The sequence below is a fragment of the Citrobacter sp. JUb117 genome, from assembly GCF_024809055.1.
GTDB classification, from domain to species: Bacteria; Pseudomonadota; Gammaproteobacteria; order Enterobacterales; family Enterobacteriaceae; genus Citrobacter; species Citrobacter gillenii.
Genome location: NZ_JANUFB010000010.1, coordinates 16,749 through 37,548 on the forward strand (window position 1 = coordinate 16,749; position 20,800 = coordinate 37,548).

At 55.4% G+C, this 20,800-nt stretch carries 21 protein-coding genes; 17 read left to right on the forward strand and 4 right to left on the reverse strand.

Annotation, left to right across the window (positions count from 1 at the left end; all coding sequences use genetic code 11):
* Nucleotides 1-14 precede the first annotated feature (14 nt).
* From eptA to pmrB, 3 genes are read left to right on the forward strand one after another with little or no spacing between them, the layout of a single operon-like run.
* On the forward strand, nucleotides 15-1,652 hold the full coding sequence (gene eptA, locus M2374_RS19505) for a phosphoethanolamine transferase EptA (RefSeq protein ID WP_153880542.1): 1,638 nt from the start codon (nucleotides 15-17) through the stop codon (nucleotides 1,650-1,652).
* A gap of 4 nt (nucleotides 1,653-1,656) precedes the next feature.
* Nucleotides 1,657-2,325, forward strand: a complete 669-nt coding sequence (gene pmrA / locus M2374_RS19510) for a two-component system response regulator PmrA (RefSeq protein ID WP_115259662.1) — start codon at nucleotides 1,657-1,659, stop codon at nucleotides 2,323-2,325.
* Nucleotides 2,326-2,334: 9 nt separating this feature from the next.
* Nucleotides 2,335-3,408: a two-component system sensor histidine kinase PmrB gene (gene pmrB, locus M2374_RS19515; protein WP_170974747.1), complete on the forward strand. Its 1,074-nt coding sequence runs from the start codon at nucleotides 2,335-2,337 to the stop codon at nucleotides 3,406-3,408.
* Here pmrB and pmrR read toward each other — a convergent pair.
* A complete protein-coding gene (gene pmrR / locus M2374_RS19520; RefSeq protein ID WP_096758646.1) occupies nucleotides 3,402-3,491 on the reverse strand; it encodes an LpxT activity modulator PmrR in 90 nt (29 codons plus the stop codon). The two genes, pmrB and pmrR, sit on opposite strands and share 7 nt — an antisense overlap.
* A 157-nt stretch (nucleotides 3,492-3,648) precedes the next feature.
* Nucleotides 3,649-5,151 (reverse strand): glycine betaine/L-proline transporter ProP, encoded by a 1,503-nt coding sequence (gene proP, locus M2374_RS19525; RefSeq protein WP_115259664.1) that lies wholly within the window; start codon nucleotides 5,149-5,151, stop codon nucleotides 3,649-3,651.
* A 699-nt stretch (nucleotides 5,152-5,850) separates the two neighbouring features.
* Here proP and kdgT point away from each other — a divergent pair.
* Nucleotides 5,851-6,849, forward strand: a complete 999-nt coding sequence (kdgT, locus tag M2374_RS19530; RefSeq protein WP_096758648.1) for a 2-keto-3-deoxygluconate transporter — start codon at nucleotides 5,851-5,853, stop codon at nucleotides 6,847-6,849.
* 26 nt (nucleotides 6,850-6,875) lie between these two features.
* On the opposite strand, the gene M2374_RS19535 is transcribed toward kdgT, so the two are convergent.
* Both M2374_RS19535 and crfC read right to left on the reverse strand, forming a co-directional pair.
* Entirely contained in the window at nucleotides 6,876-7,769 is an 894-nt protein-coding gene (locus M2374_RS19535; protein ID WP_259155729.1) for a YjcZ-like family protein, read from the reverse strand.
* A complete protein-coding gene (crfC, locus tag M2374_RS19540) occupies nucleotides 7,766-10,120 on the reverse strand; it encodes a clamp-binding protein CrfC (RefSeq protein WP_181688552.1) in 2,355 nt (784 codons plus the stop codon). The genes M2374_RS19535 and crfC overlap by 4 nt, the downstream gene beginning before the upstream one ends.
* 551 nt (nucleotides 10,121-10,671) lie before the next feature.
* Between crfC and M2374_RS19545 the strand changes: the two genes are divergently transcribed.
* The 13 genes from M2374_RS19545 (at nucleotide 10,672) to phnM (ending at nucleotide 20,800) form a co-directional block, all read left to right on the forward strand.
* Nucleotides 10,672-11,007, forward strand: coding sequence for a zinc ribbon domain-containing protein YjdM (locus M2374_RS19545; RefSeq protein ID WP_117343575.1), 336 nt, complete (start codon nucleotides 10,672-10,674; stop codon nucleotides 11,005-11,007).
* A 118-nt stretch (nucleotides 11,008-11,125) separates the two neighbouring features.
* Nucleotides 11,126-11,575 (forward strand): VOC family metalloprotein YjdN, encoded by a 450-nt coding sequence (yjdN, locus tag M2374_RS19550; protein WP_096758652.1) that lies wholly within the window; start codon nucleotides 11,126-11,128, stop codon nucleotides 11,573-11,575.
* A 132-nt stretch (nucleotides 11,576-11,707) separates the two neighbouring features.
* A complete protein-coding gene (gene phnC, locus M2374_RS19555; protein ID WP_117343576.1) occupies nucleotides 11,708-12,496 on the forward strand; it encodes a phosphonate ABC transporter ATP-binding protein in 789 nt (262 codons plus the stop codon).
* A 23-nt stretch (nucleotides 12,497-12,519) separates the two neighbouring features.
* Nucleotides 12,520-13,536: a phosphonate ABC transporter substrate-binding protein gene (gene phnD, locus M2374_RS19560; protein ID WP_153880539.1), complete on the forward strand. Its 1,017-nt coding sequence runs from the start codon at nucleotides 12,520-12,522 to the stop codon at nucleotides 13,534-13,536.
* Nucleotides 13,537-13,647: 111 nt separating this feature from the next.
* Nucleotides 13,648-14,427, forward strand: coding sequence for a phosphonate ABC transporter, permease protein PhnE (phnE, locus tag M2374_RS19565; RefSeq protein ID WP_096758655.1), 780 nt, complete (start codon nucleotides 13,648-13,650; stop codon nucleotides 14,425-14,427).
* A gap of 20 nt (nucleotides 14,428-14,447) precedes the next feature.
* Nucleotides 14,448-15,173 carry a phosphonate metabolism transcriptional regulator PhnF gene (phnF, locus tag M2374_RS19570; protein WP_115259669.1) on the forward strand — a complete coding sequence of 242 codons (726 nt, stop codon included), beginning with the start codon at nucleotides 14,448-14,450 and terminating at the stop codon, nucleotides 15,171-15,173.
* The gene (gene phnG, locus M2374_RS19575; protein WP_115259670.1) at nucleotides 15,174-15,626 is read left to right on the forward strand and encodes a phosphonate C-P lyase system protein PhnG; all 453 of its coding nucleotides are present in this window, start codon (nucleotides 15,174-15,176) and stop codon (nucleotides 15,624-15,626) included.
* Complete coding sequence (phnH, locus tag M2374_RS19580; protein WP_096758658.1) at nucleotides 15,623-16,219, forward strand: phosphonate C-P lyase system protein PhnH; 597 nt, start codon at nucleotides 15,623-15,625, stop codon at nucleotides 16,217-16,219. The genes phnG and phnH overlap by 4 nt, the downstream gene beginning before the upstream one ends.
* The gene (locus tag M2374_RS19585) at nucleotides 16,219-17,286 is read left to right on the forward strand and encodes a carbon-phosphorus lyase complex subunit PhnI (protein WP_181688553.1); all 1,068 of its coding nucleotides are present in this window, start codon (nucleotides 16,219-16,221) and stop codon (nucleotides 17,284-17,286) included. The genes phnH and M2374_RS19585 overlap by 1 nt, the downstream gene beginning before the upstream one ends.
* A gap of 46 nt (nucleotides 17,287-17,332) precedes the next feature.
* Nucleotides 17,333-18,124, forward strand: coding sequence for an alpha-D-ribose 1-methylphosphonate 5-phosphate C-P-lyase PhnJ (gene phnJ, locus M2374_RS19590; protein WP_137399228.1), 792 nt, complete (start codon nucleotides 17,333-17,335; stop codon nucleotides 18,122-18,124).
* Nucleotides 18,121-18,879: a phosphonate C-P lyase system protein PhnK gene (gene phnK / locus M2374_RS19595; RefSeq protein ID WP_135912712.1), complete on the forward strand. Its 759-nt coding sequence runs from the start codon at nucleotides 18,121-18,123 to the stop codon at nucleotides 18,877-18,879. The genes phnJ and phnK overlap by 4 nt, the downstream gene beginning before the upstream one ends.
* Before the next feature lie 107 nt (nucleotides 18,880-18,986).
* Nucleotides 18,987-19,667, forward strand: coding sequence for a phosphonate C-P lyase system protein PhnL (gene phnL / locus M2374_RS19600; protein WP_117343579.1), 681 nt, complete (start codon nucleotides 18,987-18,989; stop codon nucleotides 19,665-19,667).
* Nucleotides 19,664-20,800, forward strand: coding sequence for an alpha-D-ribose 1-methylphosphonate 5-triphosphate diphosphatase (gene phnM / locus M2374_RS19605; protein ID WP_096758663.1), 1,137 nt, complete (start codon nucleotides 19,664-19,666; stop codon nucleotides 20,798-20,800). Before phnL ends, phnM begins: the two co-directional genes overlap by 4 nt.

A 20,800-nucleotide genomic window follows, 5' to 3' on the forward strand; every position in this document is an offset into this window, starting at 1 on the left:
GGAATTTCCTCTTCATGTTAAAGCACCTGTTTAAAAGACCGACTCTCGGGCACATCAGCTGGCTGCTGCTGATCTCTTTTTATCTGGCCACCTTTCTGAACGTTGCGTTCTATAAGCAGGTGCTGCAAGACCTCCCGCTGGACTCCCTGCGCAACGTGCTGGTGTTTCTCTCCATGCCGGTGGTGGCCTTCAGCGTCATGAACATTGTGCTGACGCTGGCTTCATTCCTGTGGCTTAACCGCCCGTTGGCCTGCATTTTCATTCTGGTGGGTGCCTCTGCCCAATATTTCATCATGACCTACGGCATCATCATTGACCGCTCGATGATCGCCAATATGATGGATACCACGCCCGCTGAAACCTTCGCCTTGCTGACGCCGCAAATGATCATCACGCTCGGGATAAGCGGTATTCTGGCGGCGATCATCGCCTGCTGGATCAAAATTAAGCCAACGACGCCGGTGTTGCGTAGCGTGCTGTACCGGGGGGCAAATATCCTGGTCTCGGTACTGCTGATCGTGCTGGTCGCCACCTTCTTCTACAAAGATTACGCCTCACTGTTTCGCAACAACAAAGAGCTGGTTAAATCCCTCAGCCCGTCCAACAGCATCGTCGCCACCTCATCCTGGTATTCACACCAGCGCCTGGCCGATTTACCGCTGGTGCGTATTGGCGAAGATGCCCACCGCAATCCGTTAATGCTGAAAGAAAAGCGTAAAAATCTCACCATCGTGGTGCTGGGAGAAACCTCGCGCGGGGATAACTTCTCGCTGTCGGGGTATTCACGCCAGACCAACCCGCGGCTGGAAAAAGATGACGTGGTCTATTTCCCGCGCACCACGTCCTGCGGGACGGCGACGGCGGTGTCCGTCCCCTGCATGTTCTCCGACATGCCGCGTGCACACTACGATGAAGAGCTGGCACACCACCAGGAAGGCGTACTTGATGTCATTCAGCGGGCGGGAATCAACGTGCTGTGGAATGATAACGACGGCGGCTGTAAAGGCGCATGCGATCGCGTACCGCATCAGAATATGACCAAGCTAAATCTGCCGGGGCAGTGCATCGACGGTGAATGCTACGACGACGTTCTGTTCCACGGGCTGGAAGAGTACATTAACCATCTTCAGGGCGACGGCGTGATTGTGCTGCACACCATCGGCAGCCACGGCCCGACCTATTACAACCGCTATCCGCCGCAGTTCAAGAAATTCACCCCAACCTGCGACACCAATGAGATCCAAACCTGCTCGCAGCAACAACTGGTGAATACCTACGACAATACCATCCTGTATGTTGATTATATTGTTGATAAAGCAATCAATATACTGAAAGCGCATCAGGACAATTTCACCACCAGCCTGGTCTATCTTTCCGATCACGGTGAATCGTTAGGGGAAAACGGCGTCTATTTACACGGCCTGCCGTATTCCATCGCGCCAGAAACACAAAAGCATGTACCGATGCTGCTGTGGTTGTCAGAGGACTACCAGCAACGCTACCAGATCTCGCAAACATGTTTGCAAAAACGGGCCAGCGCAGAAGACTTCTCACAAGATAATCTGTTCTCCACCCTGCTGGGATTAACGGGCGTACAGACCAGGAATTACCAGGCGGCAGATGATATTCTGCACCCATGCCGGGGAGGCTAACTGAATGAAAATTCTGATTGTTGAAGACGATACGCTGTTATTACAGGGACTGATCCTTGCCGCCCAAACGGAAGGCTATGCCTGCGACGGCGTGTCAACCGCCCGTGCCGCAGAGCAATGTCTGGAGACCGGGCATTATAGTCTGGTGGTACTGGATCTCGGTTTACCTGATGAAGACGGCCTGCACTTTCTCAACCGCATCAGGCAGAAAAAATACACGATTCCGGTGCTGATCCTCACCGCCCGCGATACGCTCAAAGACCGGGTTGCCGGGCTGGACGTCGGTGCCGATGACTATCTGGTCAAACCGTTCGCGCTGGAAGAACTGCATGCCCGTATTCGGGCCTTGCTGCGCCGCCATAACAATCAGGGCGAGAGCGAGTTGACTGTCGGTAACCTGACGCTGAACATTGGTCGTCGCCAGGTATGGATGGACGGGCAAGAGGTTATCTTAACGCCGAAAGAGTACGCGCTGCTGTCGCGCTTGATGCTCAAAGCGGGCAGCCCGGTACACCGGGAAATCCTGTATAACGATATCTACAGCTGGGATAACGAACCGTCGACCAATACGCTGGAAGTTCACATTCATAATCTGCGCGATAAAGTGGGTAAAGCCCGTATTCGCACGGTCAGGGGATTTGGCTACATGCTGGTCGCCACTGAGGAAAACTAAGTGAAGCTGATACGTTATTTAAAACAGCCGCTGCCGCTGCGCCATCGTTTGATGATAACGATCGGCCTGATTCTGGTGGTCTTTCAGCTGATTAGCACCTTCTGGCTGTGGCATGAAAGCACCGAACAAATACAGCTGTTCGAACAGGCGTTGCGCGAAAACCGTAACAACGATCGCCACATCATGCATGAGATCCGCGAGGCCATCGCCAGCCTGATCGTCCCCGGTCTCTTTATGGTCAGCCTGACGCTGCTGATTTGCTATCAGGCAGTGCGACGGATCACCCGCCCGCTTGCCAACCTGCAAAAAGAGTTAGAAGCGCGCACGGCCGATAACCTGACCCCTATAGAGATCCGCAGCTCTACCGTTGAGATACAGGCGGTCGTCACGGCACTGAATCAACTGGTGACGCGACTCACCAACACTCTCGACAATGAGCGTCTGTTTACTGCCGACGTCGCTCACGAGCTGCGCACACCGTTATCTGGCGTTCGCCTGCACCTGGAATTACTATCAAAAACCCACAACGTGGACGTTTCACCGCTTATTGCCCGCTTAGACCAAATGATGGACTGCGTGTCGCAGCTGCTGCAGCTTGCCCGCGTGGGTCAGTCGTTTTCAGCGGGGAATTACCAGCATGTCAAACTGCTGGAGGACGTCATACTGCCTGCCTACGATGAACTCAGCACCATGCTGGATCAGCGGCAACAAACGCTTCTATTACCCGAGAGCGCTACCGATGTCGTGGTGCGTGGCGACGTTACGCTGTTGCGTATGCTGCTGCGTAACTTAGTCGAAAATGCGCATCGTTACAGCCCGGAGGGCAGTAATATTAGAATTAGCCTGCATACTGACCCGGAGGCGCAAATGGTCATTGAAGACGAAGGGCCGGGCATTGATGAAAGTAAATGCGGGGAGTTAAGCAAAGCGTTTGTGCGCATGGACAGTCGTTTTGGCGGTATTGGACTGGGGCTGAGCATTGTCAGCCGCATCACCCAGCTCCATCGCGGGCAGTTCTTTTTGCAAAATCGCACGGGAGCTACCGGCACCCGAGCCAGCGTAGTACTGGAGAAAGATCAGTAAGAGCTCACCCACACGTACACAAAGCTGCTCACAATCAGCAGGCTGCACACGGTGGTTAAACTTTCATAGATACGGGTTTTCATGACACTCTCCTCCGATAGTATGGAGGAGAGTTTGCCTGACAGAGATTAAGCCAACCTTAAGGCCACGCGCCGGATGGCGGCTAACGCCTTATCCGGCCTACTGAGTACAACGCTACCCGTAGGCCTGAAAGCTGCGCGCCATCAGGCAATAACACGATTACTCATCAATACGCGGATGCTGCTGGACCAGGCGTGAACGCTTAACCTGCAAATCCGCAATTTCCTGATCGATATCTTCAATCTTCTGCTCGATATTATCGTAGTGCTCGCCGAGGATTTCTTTCGCTTCCTGAATATCCGAAGCGGCAGGCGTCGCCCCTTTCAGCGGCTGGTTAGCGGTCTCTTTCATGGTCATACCGGTAATTAAACCGACCACCGCAACCACCATCAGATAGTAAGCCGGCATCATCAGGTTCTGCGAACTTTCCACCAGCCAGGCGGCCAGCGTCGGTGTCAGACCAGCAATCAGTACCGAAATATTAAATGCCGCAGCCAGCGCACTGTAACGAATGTGCGTCGGGAACATTGCCGGTAACGTTGACGCCATCACCCCGGTAAAGCAGTTGAGGATCACCGCCAGCATCAGTAAACCGGCAAAAATCAGGCCGATGACGTTACTGTTAATCAGGATGAAGGCCGGGATGGCCAGCACAAACAGCGCAATACTGCCCATGATCACAAACGGTCGACGCCCGAAACGGTCACTCAGCAGCCCCATTATCGGTTGCACAAACAGCATACCAATCATAATGGCGATAATAATCAGCACACCATGATCTTCAGAGTAATGCAGGTTATGCGACAGATAGCTCGGCATGTAGGTGAGCAGCATGTAATAGGTGACGTTGGTGGCAATCACCAGACCGGTACACGCCAGCAGACTACGCCAGTGTTTAGTGGCGATTTCTTTAAACGAAACCTTCGGCCCTTCCTGCAGCCCCTGGCGATCGCCCTGTTCCAGCTTATCGACATGCTGCTGAAACGCCGGGGTTTCTTCCAGCGCGTGGCGCAGATACAGACCAATCAGTCCTAACGGCAGCGCGATAAAGAACGGAATACGCCAGCCCCACTCAAGGAAGTTTTCCTCACCGACGACGGTCGAGATCAGCACGACTACGCCCGCACCCAGCACAAACCCGGCAATCGAGCCAAAGTCCAGCCAGCTGCCCATAAATCCGCGCTTACGGTCCGGGGAATATTCCGCGACGAAAATCGAAGCACCGGTGTATTCCCCGCCCACCGAGAATCCCTGCGCCATCTTACACAGCAACAGCAATATTGGCGCCCAGATACCAATCGAGGCATACGACGGGATAAGCCCAATACAGAAGGTGCTTATCGACATAATGACAATGGTGATAGCGAGGATCTTCTGGCGACCGTATTTATCGCCGAGCATACCAAAGAACAGTCCGCCAAGCGGTCGAATCAGAAAGGGAACGGAGAAGGTGGCGAGTGCAGCAACCATCTGCACGCTGGGGTCAGCCCCCGGAAAGAACACTTTACCTAATGCGTAAGCAACAAATCCATAAACGCCAAAATCGAACCATTCCATCGCATTACCCAGCGACGCTGCGGTAATGGCTTTTCGCAGTTTACCGTCATCAATAATGGTGACGTCGCGAAGCGTAATGGGTTTTATTTTTTTCCTTTTTAGCATACCAGTCCTCATAGACTTAGCCCTGTCGCGCACGAGACTCTCCCAACGCAGCATGCGCTAAGGTCATCGCCGAGCGGGGAATGCACAGGCGCAATCCCTGTAACAAGCGTAGCAGGTTTACTTACACTGAACGGCAATGCGCAGTACAACCGAACCTGTTGACGCCTGATTGGGCGGTTAATGACCTCTTTACCCTAACAGTGTTTAAATCTGTGATCAACTTCACACATAGTATTTCATTTCGTCAACCTGCGTAAATAAGGTCATTCTTAGTCAACTTTTTTACACACCAGGGTTGCGATTAATTCCCTATTTACTACAAGTAAAAATCGCTTTTCAGCATCAACAATCACGAACGTCATTATTACCCTGCCAGGCAAAAAAACACCTAATCCCGTCACAACTTATTCACAGGTTTTTTAATAATCGGAAGCTTTAGGAATTTTTGCGTGAAATATGTGATGAAGATAACTAAAACGCTGTTTTATTTTGATTGAATCATCGTTCTTATGAATGCACACTAATTCCAGACGCACTATCCCTGGGGGCAATGACATGCTCAACGTATGCCGCGTTAGATTTTAAAAAACAAAGAGATAGCTTTTTTTCTTTGTTAAGACTTACGAATAACATGTTGAATTTAAATAATATTTTGTTTTATTGCGCATTTATCATCGGCGATAAGATATGAGGACGTTTATGAAAATTAAGGCCACGATTGAACGCATCCCCGGCGGAATGATGTTGATTCCTCTGTTATTAGGTGCGGTGTTAAATACGTTAGCTCCCGATACCGGTGCGTATTTCGGTTCATTTACTAAAGGGATGATTAGCGGCACCGTTCCCATTCTGGCCGTGTGGTTCTTTTGTATTGGTGCTTCTATTGATTTACGGGCAACCGGCACGGTATTACGCAAGTCCGGTACGCTGGTATTAACCAAAATCGCCGTGGCCTGGGCAGTGGCAATGATCGCCGCATCATTCATTCCTGATACCGGTATTCAAACAGGATTCTTTGCGGGTCTTTCCGTCCTGGCAATTGTCTCTGCAATGGACATGACCAACGGCGGTCTGTACGCCAGCCTGATGAACCAGTACGGTACTAAAGAAGAGTCCGGCGCATTTGTCCTGATGTCTCTGGAATCCGGCCCGCTGATGACCATGGTCATTCTGGGTTCTGCAGGTCTCGCCTCCTTTGAGCCACACCATTTCGTTGGCGCCGTATTACCGTTCCTGATTGGTTTTACGTTGGGTAACCTGGATCACGACCTGCGTACTTTCTTCAGCAAAGCGACGCCGGTACTGATTCCGTTCTTCGGTTTCGCACTGGGGAACACCATTAACCTGAGCGTTATCGTTGATACCGGTCTGCTGGGTATCCTGCTGGGTGTCGCGGTCATCGTGATTACCGGTATCCCGCTGATTATTGCTGACCGTGTGATTGGTGGAGGGAACGGTACGGCGGGCGTAGCGGCTTCTTCTGCAGCCGGTGCTGCAGTAGCAAACCCGGTCATTATTGCCCAGATTAACCCGGCATTTGAACCGGTTGCCGCCTCCGCTACCGCGTTGGTTGCCGCCAGCGTGATTGTCACGGCGATTCTGGTCCCGATTATCACCGCCCTGTACGCCAAACGTTTTAACAAAACACCGGTCGTCACAGAATCGACAACCGCGCCGGCAGACTCGTTACACCACTAAGTCCGCTGCGTACTCACCGTCCCTTCTCAGCCTCTGCGAGGGGACGGTGCAAAAATCTCCTCAACCATCGCATCCACCAGTCGCTTCGCCGAACACAGTCGCGGCATCCCCAGCGCCACATTTTGCCAACGCTGCGTCACCGACCCGCTCACCGGATGCTGCTCCATATCACACCAGTCGCCCAACCAACTCAGCATATCGTTATGCTCGCGTGATCCCCCAGCGGTAGGTGAACTGAGCCATTGATGATAATAATGACGCGTGGTGGGTGCGGCATTCACACTGTGCGCCAGCGCCTGGGTCGCCATAGTGCGTAGATTATCTTTGAGCATCGCCACCACATCGGCATTGCCCAGCCGACAAGCATCACCAAACGCGCCCCAGCGCAGCTCTTCCAGCGCGACAAAACAACGCCCCGGCAGCGACCAGCCGTCATACGCCCCCGCCCGCCAACGGGTAAAAATTTGTTCGCTGTGTTCACCCGCCTGAACGGTCAGCCCGCGCTGCGTCAGCGCCTTCTCTTTATAAGCACTGCGTTGGCTAAACCAGCTGGAGAGCGTATTGATCTGCTGCATAATGCCGGGCGTGGATTGCCCGCGCGGACGTTCCGTCTCTTGCAGGAACGCCAATCCTTCGGTAATACGCACCAGCGCCAGATGACCGGGGTCAATCATGCTCGCCAGTTTTTCCACCAGCTTCAGGCGCATCATCAGATGCTCGCTGGAGACGCCCGCCAGAACCCACGCCCGCAGCTGTGTCTGGGATAATACTTCCTGCGTCAGGCGCGCGCGCAGACGCTGCTGCTGTTGCAGAAAACCGCCGAAACGTTTGGTTTCATCTCCCTGAACCAGATCGACCATAAACTTTGGGTAGACGCACTCCAGCGCCCGCCCGGGGCCTTCCAGTAACACGTTAGTCATGTATGCTCAGCTGCAAAAAGGGTATGGATATCATCACGTAGCAAGCGGGAGTCTTCATAAATCCATGACGCAATCGTAATACGGTGCTGCAGTTGTTCACTCAATGCGCTCACAGCAGATTCATTTTGCTGACGCAGGATCAGACTCTCACGCAGGCTCGCCTGCAATTGCGTCAGACACAGCGAAAAATCGGCAAAAAACGTCGCCATGCCAGCCGTAACAGAAATATCGACCTGCGCCACTAAAGCTTTACGAATTTGTTGGCAAAACAGCGTAACGTACTGCCCAAGGCTGTTGTGCAGTGCGTTGATATCAATCAGGTACCGCGTTTTTGCGGCGACATCATCATTCCATCCCCAGTTCGGCTGATTCAGCCAACGTGAGAACGTATCCCGCACTCCGCCTGCGGAGGATGTGCCTTCATCCAACGGCGTATCCTGCTCAATCGCTTCGTTAAACAACTGGCGGGTATTGAAGTTAAACATCGCCGAATGAAACGCCGGAAAGCGGATCCGGGCACGGAATCCGGCATGGCTTAACTCCTCTTTCACCCGCTGCTCAATGGGTCGTATGGCGTCATTTAACGCCCGCGACAACGTCGACTCAAGTTGCTCAAAGCGCAGGGCTAAATCGCGGCTGATACTCTCCTGTGCCGCCAGCAGGACGACTTCACAGGCGGAACGAATTTTATCTAACACAATTTTCGCTTGCCCTTCATCATGCAGCACCAGCATTTCTCCGGCCATTTCCGCCGCCGCAACGCCCGCCCCCATACCGCGTCGTGACATTCTCAGCACGCTTTCTTTTTCAAACAGCCTATCGATACTGCCCAGGATCTCAGCCTGCTGCTGATTGAGAAACGCGGTGGTCGCCTCCAGTGCCAGATCAACTTCGTGTTTAACCTCATCGCTGACCTGCTCCTGACTCACCTGGATCTGCTGCATATCCTCTTCAATATGGTCGATGTTCAGCTGCAGCTTGTCACACGCGACCGTTAATCCGTGATAGCGAAACTCAAGGTATTCGTGTGCGCTTTGCGCATAGTTCAACAGCTTATGGGACGCGGAGCGGAGCGCATAGAGCGAGGCATTCGCGTAGGCGGCATAAATAACATTCTGAATCGGCTGCTCAAACAGCGAGTCTTGCCACAGTAAATCGGCAGCATGCCGAATATGCTCGGTATCATCCAGATCGGCGGTACGCCAACGCCGACCCAGCGCCGCTTCGGCAAAATCCTGTACCCAACGTTGTTGCTGGTGATCCGGCAGCCGCCCGTGAGTCATCAGTTCATGACGTGCGCGGTTCGCCAGATACCCCCACATGGAAGACACCGGATAAATACGCTCAGGCGTAATACCGCCCTTCATCAACGTGCCAGAAATCAGCGCCCGCACCTGCTCTTCATCATCGCTATTACGGTCTTTTTGATCGAATTTATTGACCAGGGCATACAGCGGTACCGATTTACCCACCGCGGTGATCGCCTGGCGAACTTCCTCATCCGAAATCGACTTCAGTTGGGTATAGTCCATCACCGCCAGTACCGCAGACGCCCGCGCCAGCTGTTCCTTCAGCATCTTTTGTAAGTGCGGCTGTCCGGCTTCATTCGGCCCCGGCGTATCCAGCAGGGTTAACTGCCCCGGATAATTTGCCTGCCCGGCCAAATGCACAAACTCAACCTCAATCACCGGAATATGCTCAATGGCGGCGTACGCAGAAAAAGGAAAATCAACCTCCAGCGCTTTTGACAGACGCACCAGATCGTTCAGGCTCTTGAGGCACTGGAAAATAGGTTCGGCACCTAAATAGGTGCGCTCGAACGCCACACCGTTTTCAATACGCAGCAGCAGCGTATTCATATCTTTATCAATTTCCAGCTCATGGCTAAGAGACTGGCGATCGCACTCGCGCACACGCTGCTGCAAGGTTTTCATTAAGGCATCAATCGGCGCGACATGAGAAAAATACAACACCGGATCTTTCTGGCCTGGCGTATGGCGGATCAGCGTCGGCAGGGCCGTCATCGGACGATTACGATTGGGTAACACTTCCGTCCCCACAATCGCATTAATCGTCGTCGACTTTCCCGCTTTCATCGTGCCGACAATGGCCAGTACCATTTCCAGACGCGTGACCTTCCGTAGCTCATTATTGAGCGTTGCTTGCTGGACATCCATGCCACGCGCAGTGAAATGCAGGGGCTGTACGTGCCCGCTATGCTCACCTTTTTTCAACGCGACATCATCCAACGACGTCGTCGGCAATTTTTTCAACTGCCTGAGATGGTCAAGAGAGAGCATCAGCAAGCGTTCAGCTTCCTGACTTAATTCATATATTGTCTGTGTGTACATGGAAAATTTTTCCTTAACGCAAATAATCTTACTTTTATTCAGCCAAATCTTTTTATTTATGAATTTTCGGCTTTTATCATTACGTGTGGAAATAATTAAAATCAAAATAACTAATTGATATTATTAAATTAAATTTGTTTTATAACCGCTGGCCCGATGCCTCTCCCTTACTGTAATAAGTAAGAAAGATAAACAGAGTAGTTCAGTTTTGAAAAATGCCAGTTTAATTCCCCTACCTAAATTAAGGGGGATGCGATATCCACTTACAATAACTAAGCCATTCTGAGAGCCATGTTATCAATGAATATCAGGTGGTTCGCCTCACCTTAACTTAAATAACAAAGCGGAGCAATTTCCCTTAAAAAATATTCCGCCAAACGTGCAAGTAGTGGAAAGTACAGGTATTGAGGCCTTTATCTGCGCCGTGCCTCAGCGCTTAATCAGACAGTAGTCCCGACAACCGCAGGGATTTTATGTATAATTGCGGCCTTTTTCGGCAATCTGCCATTTTTTGGGCGCTTTTGCCCCTGCTGACTTTTGAGGAAATCCACATGTCATTACCACACTGCCCACAATGCAACTCCGAATACACCTACGAAGATAACGGCATGTTCATCTGCCCGGAATGCGCTCACGAATGGAACGATGCTGAACCCGCGCATGACGGCGACGAACTGATCGTGAAAGACGCTAACGGTAATCTGCTGGCCGACGGCGACAGCGTAACCGTCGTGAAAGATCTGAAGGTCAAAGGTAGCTCTTCCATGCTGAAGATCGGTACCAAAGTGAAAAACATCCGCCTGGTGGAAGGCGACCACAACATCGATTGCAAGATTGATGGATTCGGACCGATGAAACTGAAATCCGAGTTTGTGAAAAAGAACTAATTTTGTTGGCCGGATAAGGCGTTAGTCGCCATCCGGCCTTTTATTGCCCGGTGGCGCTTCGCTTACCAGGCCTACGCTAACTACACTTAACGGGCTTCTTTTACCTGAGGTAAAGATCATGTCGTTAAGTCCCTACATCTCTTTTGCAGGCAACTGCGCTGACGCCATTGCGTACTACCAACAGACGCTGGGCGCAGAACTGCTCTACAAAATCAACTTCGGTGAAATGCCCCAGTCGGCGCAGGACAGTGAAGAGGGTTGCCCTTCTGGAATGAAATTCCCCGATACCGCCATCGCCCACGCCAACCTGCGTGTTGCGGGCAGCGACATCATGATGAGCGACGGCGTCGCGACGGGAAAAGCCCATTACTCCGGATTCACGCTGGTCCTCGACACGCAGGATGTCAACGAAGGGAAGCGCTGGTTTGACAACCTGGCAGCAACAGGTCAAATCGAAATGGACTGGCAGGAAACATTCTGGGCGCACGGTTTCGGTAAAGTCACCGACCAGTACGGTGTGCCGTGGATGATCAACGTCGTCAAACAGCAGCAGCCCCCCACGGAGTAATCCTACGGGAGGCTTGTCCTCCCGTACTGTCATCAAATATCGCTCAACTCTTCATCTTCGAGTAACCATCCCATAACGAAAATGTCACATTAATCCGCCACGATGGGGCCACTTTTTTAGGGAGGCCGCATCATGCAAACGGTTATTCGCGTCGAGAAACTCTCCAAATCATTCAATCATCATCAGGCGCTGAATGCGGTTGATCTGACTATCCATTCCGGTGAGATGGTGGCTCTGCTTGGGCCATCAGGTTCCGGCAAATCCACCCTTTTACGTCATTTAAGCGGGTTGATTACCGGTGATAAATCGCCAGGTAGCCACGTCGAGCTATTAGGCCGCACGGTACAACGTGAAGGCCGACTGGCGCGTGACATCCGCAAAAGCCGTGCCCACACGGGCTATATCTTCCAACAGTTCAATCTGGTGAACCGTCTCACCGTGCTGGAGAACGTGCTGATTGGCGCGCTCGGCAGCACGCCGTTCTGGCGCACCTGTTTTAGCTGGTTTACGCCACAGCAGAAGCAACGGGCGTTACAGGCGCTGACCCGCGTTGGCATGGCGCACTTTGCCTACCAGCGCGTTTCTACGCTCTCCGGCGGACAGCAGCAGCGCGTCGCCATCGCCCGCGCCCTGATGCAACAGGCAAAAGTGATCCTCGCCGATGAGCCGATTGCCTCGCTGGACCCGGAATCTGCACGCATCGTGATGGACACCCTGCGCGACATTAACCAGACCGACGGCATCACCGTCGTGGTCACGCTGCATCAGGTGGATTACGCCCTGCGCTACTGCGAACGCATTGTTGCGCTGCGCCAGGGGCACGTCTTCTACGACGGCAGCAGCCAGCAGTTTGATAACGATCGTTTTGACCATCTCTACCGCAGCATGAACCGCGTCGACCAGAACGCACAGGCTGCCTGACATCCCCACAATGAGGAATGGAAATGAGTTATAAGACAGTTGCCGCGCTGGCCTTCACCAGCATGTTTAGTCTCAGCACCTTCTTAAGCCCGGCATATGCCGAAGAACAGGAAAAAGCGCTGAACTTTGGCATTATTTCGACCGAATCACAGCAAAACCTGAAGCCACAGTGGGAACCGTTCCTGAAGGACATGGAAAAATCGCTGGGCGTAAAAGTGAATGCCTTCTTCGCCCCGGACTACGCCGGGATCATCCAGGGCATGCGCTTTAACAAAGTCGATATCGCCTGGTACGGCAACCTCTCGGCGATGGAAGCGGTGGATCGCGCCAATGGACAGGTCTTCGCCCAGACCGTCGCAGCAGACGGATCGCCGGGTTACTGGAGCGTATTGATCGTCAATAAAGACAGTCCGATCAACAACCTGAACGATCTGATCGCCAAACGTAAGGATCTAACCTTCGGTAACGGCGATCCAAACTCCACCTCGGGCTACCTCGTCCCCGGTTACTACGTCTTCGCGAAAAACAACATTGCTGCCAGCGACTTCAAGCGCACCGTTAACGCCGGGCATGAAACCAACGCCCTGGCCGTCGCCAACAAGCAGGTGGATGTTGCCACCAACAACACCGAAAACCTCGACAAGTTAAAAACCTCCGCACCAGAAAAATTGAACGCGCTGAAGGTGATCTGGAAATCGCCGCTGATCCCAGGCGATCCGATCGTCTGGCGCAAAAACCTCTCCGAAACCACCAAGGACAAGGTGTACGACTTCTTCATGAGCTATGGCAAAACGCCGGAAGAGAAAGCCACGTTGGAACGCCTGGGCTGGGCGCCGTTCCGTGCCTCCAGCGATCTGCAACTGGTACCGATTCGCCAGCTGGCGCTGTTTAAAGAGATGCAGGGCGTGAAGGACAACAAGGGCCTGAACGCGGAAGAGAAAACCAGCAAAACCTCGGTGATTAAAGCACAACTGGATGATCTCGACCGCCTGACCGCCGCGCTGGGTGCCATGACCAGCGTAAATAAAGCGGTGCAGTGATTTGTAGGCCTGATAAGCGCAGCGCCATCAGGCAATCGCGTAAATGCCGGATGGCGGTGCAAACACCTTATCCGGCCTACAACGCAAACATCTGTTCCAACGGAGCCAAATATGCAAACCATCACCGTCGCCCCGCCCAAGCGTAGCTGGTTCTCGCTGCTGAGCTGGGCCATTCTTCTCGCCGTGCTGGTCGTCTCGTGGAAAGGGGCCGAAATGGCTCCACTCACGCTGATCGAGGATTCCGGCAATATGGCGACCTTCGCCGCTGACTTCTTCCCGCCGGACTTCAGCCAGTGGCAGGACTATCTCAGCGAAATGGCCATCACCCTGCAAATCGCCGTCTGGGGGACCGCCCTCGCCGTGGTGCTGTCGATTCCTTTCGGCCTGATGTGCGCCGACAACCTGGTGCCGTGGTGGATTTACCAGCCGATGCGTCGCCTGATGGACGCCTGCCGCGCCATCAACGAAATGGTCTTCGCCATGCTGTTTGTGGTTGCGGTCGGTCTCGGGCCGTTCGCCGGGGTGATGGCGCTGTTTATCCACACCACCGGGGTGCTCTCCAAACTGCTTTCCGAGGCGGTAGAAGCCATTGAGCCGGGTCCGGTCGAAGGCATTCGCGCCACGGGTGCTAACAAAATTGAAGAGATCCTCTACGGCGTTCTACCGCAGGTCATGCCGCTGCTCATCTCCTACTCGCTGTACCGCTTTGAGTCCAACGTCCGCTCCGCCACGGTGGTCGGCATGGTTGGCGCAGGCGGCATCGGCGTGACGTTATGGGAGGCGATTCGCGGCTTTCAGTTCCAGCAAACCTGCGCCCTGATGGTGTTAATCATCGTCACCGTCAGCCTGCTGGATTTCCTCTCTCAGCGTTTGCGTAAGCACTTCATCTAATCAGCGAGGCATTGATTGCTATGCACTTGTCTACACATCCGACCAGTTATCCGACGCGTTATCAGGAAATTGCCGCCAGACTTGAGCAGGAGCTTCGTCAACATTATCGCTGCGGTGACTACCTTCCGGCCGAGCATCAGCTTGCCGCCCGCTACGCGGTCAACCGCCACACGTTGCGCCGCGCCATTGACCAGTTGGTCGAACGCGGCTGGGTGCAGCGTCGTCAGGGCGTCGGCGTGCTGGTGCTGATGCGCCCGTTCGATTACCCACTGAATGCCCAGGCGCGCTTCAGTCAGAACCTGCTGGACCAGGGCAGCCATCCCACCAGCGAGAAGTTGCTGGCGGTGCTGCGCCCGGCCTCGAGCCATATTGCCGACGCGCTCAGCGTCACTGAGGGCGACAACGTCATCCATTTGCGCACCCTGCGCCGGGTGAACGGCATCGCGCTCTGTCTTATCGACCACTATTTTTCCGACCTCACCCTCTGGCCGCTGTTGCAGGGCTTTAACCACGGCTCACTGCACGACTACCTGCGCGAGCAGTTGGGTCTGATGTTACTGCGCACGCAAACACGCATCAGCGCCCGCCGCGCGCAGGCCAAAGAGAGCAAGGTACTGGAAATCCCCAACATGGCGCCGCTGCTGTGCGTGCGCACCCTGAACCACCGTGAAGGCGAAGAACACGCGACGGAATACTCCGTCAGCCTGACCCGCGCCGACATGATCGAATTCACCATGGAGCACTGAATGCACCTTGATACCGCCACCCGCCAGCGCTGGATGCGCGCGCTGGCTTACAGCAACGCTGAAGACCTGAATGCGCGCGTCAACGCGCTGAAACTGACACCAGAATATGAACTTATCCGCGCACCTGAAAGCGGGCTGATGCAGATCCAGGCCCGCATAGGCGGCACCGGCAACCGTTTTTTTGCCGGTGATACCACGATAACGCGCGCCGTCGTACGCCTGAAGAGCGGCACGCTGGGTTATAGCTACCTGCTGGGACGCAACAAACCCCACGCCGAGCAGTGCGCCGTGATTGACGCACTGCTGCAGGAACAGACGTATTTCCAGAGCGTAATGGAAACCTTAATTACCCCGCTGGAAGCGGAACGCGATGCGCTAATTAACGCTCGCCGTGCCGAAGTCAACGCCAGCCGGGTCGACTTCTTCACACTGGTACGCGGAGATAACGCATGACACGATCTACGGCACTACAGAGCGCCTTTAATTTACCCGTCCAGGATGCGCAGCAGTGCTTTCGTCGCCTGCTGAAAGCCATGAGCGAACCGGGGGTGATTGTCGCCCTGCATCAGCTGAAACACGGCTGGCAGCCGCTGGGTCTGGCGACCACCAGCGTGCTGCTGACCCTGGTCGACGGTGACACCCCGGTGTGGCTGGCTCCAGCCATGGATAACGACATTGCCCGACAGAACCTGCGTTTTCACACCAATGCCCCACTGGTAGAACAACCGCAGCAGGCGGCCTTTGCCATCGCCGACAATCGCATTAGCAGCGAACAGCTCAACGCCCTCTCTTCCGGTTCCGCCGTAGCACCAGAGACCAGCGCGACCCTGATTGTACAGATCGCGGGCTTAAGCGGTGGACGCATGCTGCGCCTGACCGGGGCCGGTATCGCCGAAGAACGGATGATCGCCCCACAATTACCGGAATGCCTGATTCATGAACTGACCGAGCGCCCGCATCCGTTCCCGCTGGGGATTGATCTGATCCTCACCTGCGGCGAACGGCTGCTGGCTATTCCGCGAACCACCCACGTGGAGGTGTGCTGATGTACGTTGCCGTCAAAGGGGGCGAGAAGGCAATAGCCAACGCCCACGCGCTGCAGGAGAACCGACGCCGGGGCGATGCGCACATTGCCGAACTGAGCGTGGCGCAAATCGAACAGCAGATGAACCTCGCCGTTGACCGGGTCATGACTGAAGGCGGTATCGCCGACCGTGAACTGGCGGCACTGGCGCTCAAGCAGGCCAGCGGCGACAACATTGAAGCCATCTTTTTGCTACGCGCTTACCGCACGACGCTGGCAAAACTGGCGGTGAGCGAGCCGGTCAACAGCGCAGAGATGCGCCTGGAACGGCGTATTTCCGCCGTCTACAAGGATATTCCCGGCGGGCAGTTGCTGGGTTCAACTTACGACTATACCCACCGCCTGCTTGATTTCACTCTGCTGGCCAACGGCGAGACGCCGCCGCTGCGCGCCGCGGAGAGTGAACAGGATGCCGCCCCGCACGTCTTCTCCCTGCTGGCAAATCAGGGGCTGGCGAAGCACGAAGAGGACGACGGCGCTCAGCCCGATGACATCACCCGCACGCCGCCGGTGTACCCCTGCTCGCGCGCCTCGCGCCTGCAACAGCTAATGCGCGGCGACGAAGGGTATCTGCTGGCGCTGGCTTACTCCACCCAACGCGGCTACGGGCGCAATCACCCGTTTGCCGCCGAGATCCGCAGCGGCTATGTGGCGCTGGAAATAGTACCGGAAGAGCTGGGATTTGCGGTAAACGTCGGCGAACTGCTGATGACCGAATGCGAAATGGTGAACGGCTTTGTCGCGCCAGAAAATGACTCTCCCCATTTTACCCGCGGCTACGGGCTGGTGTTCGGCATGAGCGAACGCAAAGCGATGGCAATGGCGCTGATAGACCGCGCCCTACAGGCACCCGACTACGATGAAACGGTCACGGGACCGGCGCAGGACGAAGAGTTCGTGCTGGCGCATGCGGATAACGTCGAGGCGGCGGGTTTTGTTTCCCACCTCAAACTCCCCCACTACGTCGATTTCCAGGCCGAGCTGGAACTGCTCAAACGCCTGCAACAGGAGGCCGTCCGTGACCGCTAATCTTTCCGGCTACAATTTTGCTTATCTCGATGAACAAACGAAACGCATGATCCGCCGGGCACTGCTGAAAGCGGTCGCCATTCCGGGGTATCAGGTGCCGTTCGGCGGGCGTGAAATGCCCATGCCCTACGGCTGGGGCACCGGCGGTATTCAGCTTACCGCCAGCGTGATAGGTGAAGCTGACGTGCTGAAGGTCATCGACCAGGGCGCGGATGACACCACCAACGCGGTGTCCATTCGCAACTTCTTCAGGCACGTAACCGGGGTAAACACCACCGACGCGACCTGCGACGCGACGCTTATTCAGACCCGTCACCGCATCCCGGAAACGCCGCTCACGGAAGATCAGATTATTATTTTCCAGGTGCCGATCCCCGAACCGCTGCGCTTTATCGAGCCACGCGAGACGGAAACCCGCACCATGCACGCGCTGGAAGAGTACGGCGTGATGCAGGTGAAGCTGTATGAGGATATCGCCCGCTTCGGCCATATCGCCACCACCTACGCCTATCCGGTCAAGGTCAACGGGCGCTACGTGATGGATCCGTCACCCATCCCAAAATTCGACAACCCGAAAATGGACAGGATGCCCGCGCTGCAGCTGTTCGGGGCCGGGCGTGAAAAACGCATCTACGCCGTACCGCCGTATACCCGAGTCGAGAGCCTCGATTTCGACGATCACCCGTTTACCGTGCAGAGCTGGGATGAACCCTGCGCCATCTGCGGTTCCACCCACAGCTATCTCGACGAAGTGGTGCTCGACGACAGCGGCAAACGGATGTTTGTCTGCTCCGACACCGACTACTGCCGCCAACAGAGCGAGGCCCTTAGCCAATGACGCAACCGCTGCTTTCCGTCAATAACCTGACCCATCTCTACGCGCCGGGCAAAGGCTTCAGCGATGTCTCTTTTGACCTGTGGCCTGGCGAAGTGCTGGGCATTGTGGGCGAGTCCGGTTCCGGCAAAACAACCCTGCTGAAGTCGATTTCCTCGCGCCTGACGCCGCAGTCTGGCGAAATTGTGTATCAGAACCGTTCGCTGTACGCCATGAGCGAAGCCGACCGTCGCCGCCTGCTGCGCACCGAATGGGGCGTGGTACATCAGCACCCGATGGACGGCCTGCGCCGTCAGGTTTCGGCGGGCGGTAATATCGGCGAACGCCTGATGGCCACCGGCGCACGCCACTATGGCGACATTCGCGCTACCGCGCAGCGCTGGCTGACCGACGTCGAAATTCCCGCCTCGCGCATCGACGATCTGCCCACCACCTTCTCCGGCGGCATGCAGCAACGTTTACAGATTGCCCGCAACCTCGTCACCCATCCCAGGCTGGTATTTATGGATGAACCCACCGGTGGGCTGGACGTCTCGGTACAGGCCAAACTGCTGGACCTGCTGCGCGGCCTGGTGGTGGAACTGGATCTGGCCGTGGTGATTGTCACCCATGATTTGGGCGTGGCGCGCCTGCTGGCAGACCGTTTACTGGTGATGAAACAGGGTCAGGTGGTGGAAAGTGGATTAACCGACCGCGTGCTCGATGATCCGCATCATCCGTACACCCAACTGCTGGTGTCGTCGGTGTTGCAGAACTGATTTTTTGTTGTGCCGGATGGCGGCTGCGCCTTATCCGGCCTACAGGTGCGTTTTTTGTAGGCCGGATAAGCGCAGCGCCATCCGGCAATAAGAACCATGAGGCTCAAATGATCCGCGTAGAAAATGTCAGTAAAACCTTTGTACTGCACCAGCAAAACGGCGTACGCCTGCCGGTGTTGCACAACGCCACTCTGGACGTAAAAAGCGGTGAGTGCGTGGTGCTGCACGGTCACTCGGGCAGTGGGAAATCAACGCTGCTGCGTTCGCTGTACGCCAACTATCTGCCGGACACCGGCCATATTCATATTCAGCACGGCGACGAGTGGGTGGATCTGGTGCAGGCTCCGGCGCGGAAAGTGCTGGAAGTGCGCCGTTCCACCATCGGCTGGGTCAGCCAGTTCCTGCGCGTGATCCCCAGGGTCTCGGCGCTGGACGTGGTGATGCAACCGCTGCTGGATCTGGGCGTCTCCCGCGACGTGTGTGCGGCCAAAGCGGCGCGCCTGCTGGAACGTCTGAACGTCCCGGAAACGCTGTGGCATCTCGCCCCATCGACCTTTTCCGGCGGTGAGCAGCAGCGCGTCAACATTGCGCGCGGGTTTATCGTCGATTACCCAATTTTACTGCTCGATGAGCCCACCGCGTCGCTGGATGCCAAAAACAGCGCCGCCGTAGTGGCACTGATAGAAGAAGCCAAAGCGCGCGGCGCGGCAATTGTCGGTATTTTTCACGATCAAACCGTTCGCGACCGCGTGGCGGACCGTTTGCACCTGATGGGAACCACAGCATGATTATCAATAACGTAAAGCTGGTGCTGGAAGACGAAGTGGTACAGGGATCGCTGGAAATGGAGGGCGGCGTGATTCGCGCCTTTACCGAAAGCCAGAGCCGTCTGCCCGAGGCGCTGGACGGTGAAGGTGGCTGGCTGCTGCCGGGGCTTATCGAACTGCACACCGATAATCTCGACAAATTCTTCACCCCGCGCCCGAAGGTGGATTGGCCCGCGCATTCGGCGATGAGCAGCCATGACGCGCTAATGGTCGCCAGCGGCATCACCACCGTGCTGGATGCAGTGGCGATTGGCGATGTTCGCGACGGCGGCGATCGCCTGGAAAATCTGGAAAAGATGATCAATGCGGTGGAAGAAACGCAGAAGCGCGGGGTCAACCGCGCCGAGCATCGTCTGCATCTGCGTTGCGAACTGCCGCACCACACCACCCTACCGCTGTTTGAAAAACTGGTCGGGCGCGAACCGGTGACGCTGGTTTCACTGATGGATCACTCGCCGGGCCAGCGCCAGTTCGCCAACCGCGAAAAATACCGGGAATATTATCAGGGCAAGTATTCACTTACCGATGAGCAGATGGCCCGCTACGAAGAAGAACAGTTGGCCCTCGCCGCACGCTGGTCGCAGCCCAACCGGACCGCCATCGCGCAGATGTGTCGCGAACGCCATATTGCGCTGGCAAGCCACGACGACGCTACCCATGACCATGTTCTCGAATCACATCAACTTGGCAGCGTGATCGCCGAGTTTCCCACCACCTTTGCAGCCGCAGAGGCTTCACGCCAGCACGGCATGAATGTGCTGATGGGCGCACCCAATATCGTGCGCGGCGGCTCGCACTCCGGCAACGTCGCGGCGCATAAGCTGGCTGAACTGGGGCTGTTGGATATTCTCTCCTCTGATTACTACCCCGCCAGCCTGCTCGACGCAGCGTTTCGTGTAGCGGACGACGATGCCAACCGTTTCACGCTGGCGCAGGCGATTCATCTGGTGACCCGTAATCCGGCGCGGGCGCTGAATCTCGACGATCGCGGTGTTATCGCTGAAGGTAAACGCGCGGATCTGGTGCTGGCGCACCGCAAAGGCGATCACGTGCATATCGACCACGTCTGGCGGCAGGGAAAAAGGGTGTTCTGA